The organism is Caballeronia sp. LZ024 (assembly GCF_031451455.1).
In the GTDB taxonomy this organism is placed as follows: Bacteria; Pseudomonadota; Gammaproteobacteria; order Burkholderiales; family Burkholderiaceae; genus Caballeronia; species Caballeronia telluris.
Window position 1 is genome coordinate 1,308,827 of record NZ_JARUXL010000001.1, and the last position, 1,619, is coordinate 1,310,445.

The 1,619-nt window shown below is 60.8% G+C and carries 1 protein-coding gene; it reads right to left on the minus strand.

Annotation, left to right across the window (positions count from 1 at the left end; genetic code table 11):
- Positions 1-1,619: electron transfer flavoprotein-ubiquinone oxidoreductase (locus tag QCE48_RS05945; RefSeq protein ID WP_309794096.1), on the minus strand; the 1,619-nt coding region annotated here is incomplete at both ends.

Below are 1,619 nucleotides of genomic sequence, written 5' to 3' on the forward strand. Positions count from 1 at the left end.
CCGCCGCCGCCTTCGGGCGTGACCCAGACGATGTTCTGCGTCGGGTCCTTGATGTCGCAGGTCTTGCAGTGCACGCAGTTCTGCGCGTTGATCTGCAGGCGCTCGCCGCCGTCGTCGGCCTTGACGAATTCGTAGACGGCCGCCGGACAGTAGCGGCTTTCCGGACCCGCATACGTGCGCAAGTTGACGTTCACCGGCACCGACGGATCTTTCAGCGTCAAGTGCGCCGGCTGGTTCTCCTCGTGATTCGTGTTCGAGATGAACACCGACGACAGACGATCGAAGGTCAGCTTGCCATCCGGCTTCGGATAGACGATCGGCTTGCATTGCGACGCGGGTTTCAGCGTCTCGTGGTCCGAGTGTTGATGATGCAGCGTCCACGGCACGTTGCCGCCCATCACCTTTTGCTCCAGCCCGACCATCATCGTGCCGAGATACAGGCCCTTGCTCATCCACTGCTTGAAGTTGCGCGCGCGATAAAGCTCGGTCTTGAGCCATGACGTGTCGAACGCTTCCGGGTAAGCGGTCAGTTCGTCGTTCTGACGGCCGGCTTGCACGGCATCGAACGCGGCTTCGGCGGCCATTTTGCCGGTCTTGATCGCCGCATGACTGCCTTTGATACGCGATGCGTTCAAGAAACCCGCATTGCACCCGACCAGCGCGCCGCCCGGAAACACCAGCTTCGGCAGCGACATCATTCCGCCCGCTGCGATCGCCCGCGCGCCGTAGGAAATGCGCTTGCCGCCTTCGAGAAACTTGCGGATCGACGGATGCGTCTTGTAGCGCTGAAATTCCTCGAACGGCGACAGGTACGGATTCGAATACCCCAGCCCGACCACAAAGCCCACGACCACCTGGTTGTTATCCATGTGATACAGGAACGAGCCACCGTAGGTATCGTTTTCCAGCGGCCAGCCAGCGGTGTGGATCACGAGACCGGGCTTATGCTTGACCGGATCGATTTCCCACAACTCCTTGATGCCGAGGCCGTAGACCTGCGGATCGGCGTTCTGGCGCAGCTTGAATCGGTCGGTGAGTTGGCGCCCGAGATGACCGCGCGCGCCTTCGCAAAAGAGCGTGTATTTCGCGTGCAGCTCCATGCCGAGCTGGAAATTCTCGGTCGGCTGGCCGTCCTTGCCGACACCCATATTGCCCGTGACGACACCGCGCACCGAGCCGTCGTCGTTGTAAAGCACTTCGGCTGCGGGAAAACCCGGAAAGATTTCAACGCCGAGCGCTTCGGCTTGTTGCCCGAGCCAGCGCGTGACGTTCGCGAGGCTCACGACATAGTTGCCGTGATTCTTGAAGTTATCAGGCAAAAGCCAGTTGGGCACCTGCTTCGCGCTGTCCTGCGTCAGGAACAAAAAGCGGTCTTCGGTGACTTCGACATCCAAAGGTGCGCCGTTCTGCTTCCAGTCGGGCAGCAGTTCATTCAATGCGCGCGGGTCCATCACGGCGCCGGAGAGAATATGCGCACCGACTTCGGAGCCTTTTTCCAGCACGCACACGCCAATTTCGACGCCTTTTTCCTGCGCAAGCTGCTTGAGCCGGATAGCCGACGACAGTCCGGCGGGGCCGCCGCCGACGATCACGACGTCATATTCCATCGACTCGCGGGG